This is a genomic window from Inquilinus sp. (assembly GCF_057815775.1).
Genome location: NZ_JBYRFX010001016.1, coordinates 1 through 5,137 on the forward strand (window position 1 = coordinate 1; position 5,137 = coordinate 5,137).

Below are 5,137 nucleotides of genomic sequence, written 5' to 3' on the forward strand. Positions count from 1 at the left end.
GTCCTTCGCCGACCAGCGGCGCATTGCTGCCGGGACCGTTGCCACAGGCCGACAGCAACAGGCACGCGGCGATGCAGAGTCTGAGCGTCATGGCGTCCGCCCCTATTGGACGTTGAGACCGACCCGCGATGCGGTGGGATCAAGCTGTGCCAGATTCGAAAAACAGTGTCCGGTGAAGCTTGATGTCGCTCAATACATCGTGTGTGCAATAAAGTTCTGCAAATCAGAAGCTTAAGATAACGTTAATTTGCAGGAATGTCCGCAGACAACTGCAACCAAAAATCAGATAAAATTTTACGCTTATTGAGATCTGACGACCGTGAGCGGATCAGTTGCTCTCCGGAATCCTTCCGGAACATGACGATCTCCAGACTGGTCTCGGGTGGGATTTTTCGCATGCTCGACGGTTCGGATGCCTCTAAGTCGCTCTTGCAAATAAATCATCCAAGTCTTCTTCTATATAATACCAAGTTTCGATCCCGGTATCCTGATCTATATCCAGCCAATATTTTGCACCCGCAAGCTGCTCCTGGGTAATTTGAAAATCCGAATCCAGGATTTTACCGCTCGGCCAGCCCAAAAGCTGCTTCTTAAGGCCTTTGACAAAATACCACGTTACCGTGCCGTCATCTGGATTTACATCTAGCCAATATCGCTCATCTTCGAATTGTTCTCTGCTGATTGCAAAATTTTGGTCCACAACAACACCGCTGGGCCATTCGATCAGTTCTGTCTTTTTGTTTTGGAAATTTTCAAATGCCGAGGAATTGCCCTCGGGGCGTTCCCGTGTCGGAAAGTGGCAGCCGCATGTCCGCCGAAGCCAGGCCTTCATGGCGGCCAGGCGGGCCTTGGATTTGGCGGAAACCCTGGAGATCTTGCGCGGGAGCCGCATGGTCATCCCGACGGCAGAAGCGATGGGGACATCTGCCGTTCATATCGAGCGACAACGCCAGCCGTGGGAAAGGGTGATTTGCCTTGCAGTGCCGTGGCGTTCATCAGTTCGAGCAGTGACCTTCTCCCGACGGATTTCGTACATAGAGCAGTCCAGCAGGATTGTCGCACGGCTGGATCGCCGCATGACCAACAGGAATGCGTGCGCCGGGGTGGCGCGCATCGCGGTTCCCGGCTAGGCAGGATCGGGCGGTCCGGAGGATCAGATGGCGGCGAGCGTGCGGGCGATCTCAGGCGTCGGGGGCAAGGGCCCCGCCTGTTTCCTGGTCGAGGCGGGCGGGCGGCGCCTGCTGCTCGACTGCGGCGCCGGGCCGGATGAGGGCATGCGGCCGGACCTGTCCGGGCTCGGCCGGATCGATGCCGTCCTGCTCAGCCATGCCCACCCCGACCATGTCGACGCGTTGCCCGAGGCGGTGGAGCGGTTCGGCCTTCTGCCGGTCTACGCCACCCCGCCGGTGCTGGAATCATTGCCGCGGGACCTGGCCATCGACCGCCGGCCGCTCGCCCTCGGCCGCAACACCTTGCCGGACGGGCTGGTCGTCACCTGCGGCCGGTCCGGCCATGCGCCCGGCGGGGTGTGGCTGCATCTCGCGATTGGCGCCGGGCTGTTCTATGCCGGCGACATGGGCTTCGATTCCGTGGTCTTCGCTGTCGACCGCAGCCCGCCGGCGGCGCGGGTCGCCATCCTCGACGCCTCCTATGGCGACGACGACACGCGGCACGAGGACCGGCTGGCCGCCTTCGCCCCGGTCTTCGCCGCCAAGCGGTCGCTGCTGCTGGCCCCGGCCGGCGGGCGCGGGCCGGAAATCGCGCTGGCCGCGGCGATGGCGCATGAGCAGCGGCCGGCGGTTTGCGACGCCAATCGCGACATGATCGACCGGCTGATCGCCGACCCGGCCTGGCTGCGGCCCGGCGCCGCCTCGATGCTCGAATCGCTGCGCCGCCGGATCGAACCGCTCGGGGATGTCGAGCCGCCGCCGGCACGGCCGATCATCGCCGCCAAGCCGAACGCCACCGGCGGTGCCGCCAAGCTGCTGCTCGAAGGCTGGGGTGCTGCGGATGGCCCTGTCGTCGCCACCGGCTATGTCGCCGCCGGCACCCCGGCGCGGCAGGCGGTGGAGTCCGGCCGGGCGATCGCGCTGCGCTGGCCGGTGCATCCGCGCCTGTCGCAGAACGCCGAGCTGGCGCGGTCGGTCGGCTCGGCGGTCGTGATCCCGGCCTTCGGCGACGCCAAGTACCGCGATGCCTGGGCCAAGGCCTTCGACCCCGCCCGCATCGCCCTCGACGAGACCGTGGAGATCTGACCGATGCAGCCCTTCTTCTTCCTGCGCCACGGTCAGAGCACCGCCAATCGCGACCATGTGATCGCCGGCAGCACCGATGCCCCGCTGACCGATCTCGGCGAGGCTCAGGCGCGGGAGGCGGCGATCCTGCTGGCCGGTGCCGGCATCCGCCGCATTATTGCCAGCCCGCTGCGCCGGGCGCTGCGGACGGCGGAGATCGTGGCCGAAGCGCTCGACCTGCCGGTGACGACAGATGCCGGGCTGGTCGAACGCGATTGGGGGGCCTGGGAAGGGCGCCTGGTCGCCGACCGGCCGGATTATTTCATGATCCCGGAGGGTGGCGAGAGCTGGGAGATGTTCCGCGACCGGGCCTGGGTCGCCCTGGCGCCGATCCTGGCCGACGGACCGGCGCCGCTGCTGGTCGTCGCCCATTCCGGCATCATGCGGGTGCTGCGCGATGGGCTCGGCCTGGCCTTCGAGGCGAAGGGCGTCGGCAACGGCCTGCCGGTCAGATTCTCACCGCCCGATGCAACTGGCTTGCCCTGGGCGGCGGAACCAGTCACGAAACTGCAACCGGAACCTGCTAGCACCCCACCCATTGTCTAAAATCCTTGGGATCGATGCACATGCGCCCCCGCCTGCTCCTCGCCGCCGCCCTGTCCGCCACTCTGGCCGCAGCCTCGACCGCGGCGCTGGCCGCGCCGGGGTCGCTGATGATCTACACCTCGACCCCGAACGAGGCGATGACCGCGCTGGTCGCCGAATTCAACAAGGCGCATCCGGAGGTGAAGGTCGAATTCTTCCGCTCCGGCACCACCGAGGTGCTGAACAAGCTGCAGGCCGAATTCGCCGCCGGCGCGCCGCAGCCGGACGTCGTGTTCATCGCCGATGCGGTGGCGATGCAGCAGCTCAAGGATGACAACCGGCTGCTGGCCTACACCGACGCGCCGCTGGCCGGCTTCCCGGACGGCTTCGCCGACCCGGACAAGATGTTCTTCGGCACCAAGCTGATCCCGACCGGCATCGCCTGGAACACCAAGTCGGGCGTGCCGGCGCCGACCTCCTGGAACGACCTGCTGGGCGCCGCCGCCAAGGACCAGGTGATCATGGCCAGCCCGCTCTATTCCGGCGCGGCCGTGATCCACATCGGCACCGTGGCGGCGCAGTCCGGCCTGGGCTGGGACTATCTCGACAAGCTGGCGACCAACGGCGCCGTGGCCGGCCAGGGCAACGGCACGGTCATGGACGCGGTCGCCACCGGCCAGAAGTCGTACGGCATCATCGTCGACTTCATGGCGCTGAACGCCAAGGCCAAGGGCTCGCCGGTCGATTTCGTCTATCCCGCCGACGGCGTGTCCGTGGTGACCGAGCCGGTGGCGATCCTGAAGACGGCGGACGACGTGGCCGACGCCAAGACCTTCATCAACTGGCTGCTGTCGGATGACGGCCAGGCCTACATGGCCAAGCAGGGCTACATCCCCGGCAAGCCCGGCGTCGCCCTGCCGCCGGGCCGCCCGGCGGCGTCGGCGCTCAAGCTGATGCCGGTGTCGAACGAGGTGCTGTCCAAGGGCGTGGCCGACAACAAGCGCAAATTCTCCGACGCCTTCGGGGGGTGAGGGCGGCTCTCCCCACGGCTGTCATTGCCGGGCTTGACCCGGCAATCCAGAAGCTGTCGACAGTCTCTGGATGCCCGGATCAAGTCCGGGCATGACAGATGAGAGACAGGGGCGGCGTAAGGGGTTAAACGCGGAGGCTCCGAGATCGTCGATCGCAGTTCCAGCGCGCCCGTGACCGATTCCCTGGCAACGACTTCCATCGCGTTCCGCCCCCGCCACTGGGGCGACCCGGCCCTGGCGGCCGTGGCCGGCGCCTATGTGCTGCTGTTCTGCGCCTTGCCGCTGCTGCGCCTGTTCGCCGAAGGTCTGGCTCAGCCGGAGGCGGCGCTGGCCATGCTCGGCGGCCGGGCGACGCTGCGGGCGCTGCAGAACACCCTGGTCGCCGGCCTCGGCTCCACCGTCGTGTCGGTGCTGGTCGGCGGCGGCCTGGCGCTGGCGATCGGACTGACCGATGTGCGCCGCCGCGGGCCGATGGCTCTCCTGTGCCTGTTGCCGATGCTGATCCCGCCGCAGATCGCCGCCCTGGCCTGGATCCGGCTGCTCGATGCCGGCACCCCGGCCCGCGCCGGGCTCGACGCCGTCACCGGCCCGTGGTCGAACCATCCGCTCTCTTCCGGCGGCGGCGTGATCTGGATCATGGGGCTGGAGCATGCGGCCCTGGTCTTCCTCGCCGTCACCGCGGCCATTCGAAGCCTGCCCTGCGACCTGGTCGAGGCGGCGCGGGCCGCTGGCGCCCGCGGCCCGCGCATCCTGATCGGCATCCTGCTGCCGCTGCTGCGCCCGGCCTTCCTGGCCGGCGCCGCCCTGGCCTTCGTCTCGGCGATCGGCAATTTCGGCGTGCCCGCTTTGCTCGGCATCCCCGGCCGCTACAGCGTGCTGACCACGCTGATCTACCAGCGGCTCAGCGGCGTCGGCCCCTCGGTGCTGGGCGAGGTCGCGGCGCTGGCTTTGGTGCTGGCCATCCTGGCGGCGCTCGGCCTCGGGCTGCAGCGTTGGGCGGCGGCGCGGGCGCCGGTCTTGGTGCGCACCGGCCCGACCGGCCCGGTGCTGCCGCTCGGCCGGGCCCGGCCCTGGGTCGAGGCAGCGCTGTGGCTGGTGCTGGCGGTGCTGTCGCTGGCGCCGCTGCTGGCGCTGCTGGCCTCCGCCCTGGTGCCGGCGCTGGGCGTGGATTTGACCTTCGCCACCATCAGCCTCGACCAGTTCGCCTATATCCTGTTCCAGCACGACGCGACCCAGCGCGCCGGCCTGAACCGCGCCACCCTGGCCGGGTCGGCGGCGGACGCCACC

At 67.8% G+C, this 5,137-nt stretch carries 5 protein-coding genes; 4 read left to right on the forward strand and 1 reads right to left on the reverse strand.

The window, feature by feature from the left end; translation table 11 throughout:
- Positions 1 to 418 precede the first annotated feature (418 nt).
- Entirely contained in the window at positions 419 to 892 is a 474-nt protein-coding gene (locus AC3XYG_RS36280; RefSeq protein WP_489144762.1) for a hypothetical protein, read from the reverse strand.
- A 265-nt stretch (positions 893 to 1,157) separates the two neighbouring features.
- On the opposite strand from AC3XYG_RS36280, the gene AC3XYG_RS36285 reads away from it, so the two are divergent.
- From AC3XYG_RS36285 to AC3XYG_RS36300, 4 genes are all read left to right on the forward strand, one after another.
- Positions 1,158 to 2,255 carry an MBL fold metallo-hydrolase gene (locus AC3XYG_RS36285; RefSeq protein ID WP_489144763.1) on the forward strand — a complete coding sequence of 366 codons (1,098 nt, stop codon included), beginning with the start codon at positions 1,158 to 1,160 and terminating at the stop codon, positions 2,253 to 2,255.
- Between the two features lie 3 nt (positions 2,256 to 2,258).
- A complete protein-coding gene (locus AC3XYG_RS36290) occupies positions 2,259 to 2,840 on the forward strand; it encodes a histidine phosphatase family protein (RefSeq protein ID WP_489144764.1) in 582 nt (193 codons plus the stop codon).
- Between the two features lie 20 nt (positions 2,841 to 2,860).
- Entirely contained in the window at positions 2,861 to 3,850 is a 990-nt protein-coding gene (locus AC3XYG_RS36295; RefSeq protein WP_489144765.1) for an ABC transporter substrate-binding protein, read from the forward strand.
- A gap of 171 nt (positions 3,851 to 4,021) precedes the next feature.
- On the forward strand, positions 4,022 to 5,137 hold a 1,116-nt coding region (locus AC3XYG_RS36300; RefSeq protein WP_489144766.1), incomplete at its 3' end, for an ABC transporter permease.